Origin of the sequence: Aliiroseovarius sp. S1339, from assembly GCF_023195695.1 — a bacterium.
Taxonomy (GTDB): domain Bacteria; phylum Pseudomonadota; class Alphaproteobacteria; order Rhodobacterales; family Rhodobacteraceae; genus Aliiroseovarius.
Window position 1 is genome coordinate 1 of the sequence record NZ_JALPQG010000019.1, and the last position, 713, is coordinate 713.

Annotated in this window: 1 protein-coding gene; it reads right to left on the reverse strand. The window is 55.3% G+C overall.

All coding sequences use genetic code 11. The annotated features are described in order from the left end of the window. Nucleotides 1-713: IS30 family transposase (locus MUY35_RS17045; RefSeq protein WP_248370382.1), on the reverse strand; the 713-nt coding region annotated here is incomplete at both ends.

Sequence of the window (713 nt, forward strand, 5' to 3'; positions counted from 1 at the left end):
AACACCTCCGCTGGAGTTTTCCATCCCAAGCATTTGCGGGGCGTGTTGTTGAGCTGATCGCAGATCTGCTTGATGTCATGATCTGTCATGCCTCGGATGTCGCATTTGCGAGGAAGCCATCGTCTAGCGCGCCTGTTGGTGTTCTCGACGGTGCCTTTCTGCCAGGGACTGGAAGGGTCGCAGAACCAAGTTTGAGTGCCCAGCTCAGCTTGCAGGTGCGGCCAGCTGACGAACTCTGTGCCACGGTCGAAGATAATCGATCTGCGTGCGATCAAGGGCAGGTCTTTGATTGCTTTCATGATCTTTCCCATGACCGGTTTGGTGCGCTTGTTCGGGTTTTTCAGGATCACAGTGAACCGGCTGACCCGTTCAACGAGAGACGTCACATTCGTCTGGCCAAGCTTCTGTTCGAACAACATTAAGCCGCCTTCCCAGTGGCCGAACTGGCGGCGGTGGGCGACATCATCAGAGCGGAACAAGATGCTGACATTGCGGTCAAACTTAGGCTTCTGACGCTTGCGTGCACGACGTGGTGTGCGGTTCTTTCTGTGCAGGGGCAGGTACCACCACAACTCCTGATCCATGCTTTCTTTGGAATAAATGTATCGGTAGATCGTCTCTTGGCAGGCCCGCAGTTTTGCACCTTCATGGATCATGCGGTTACCGATCTGCTCGGGAGTCCAGCCGCTCTTCAGCCGGGCCACGATGCTCTG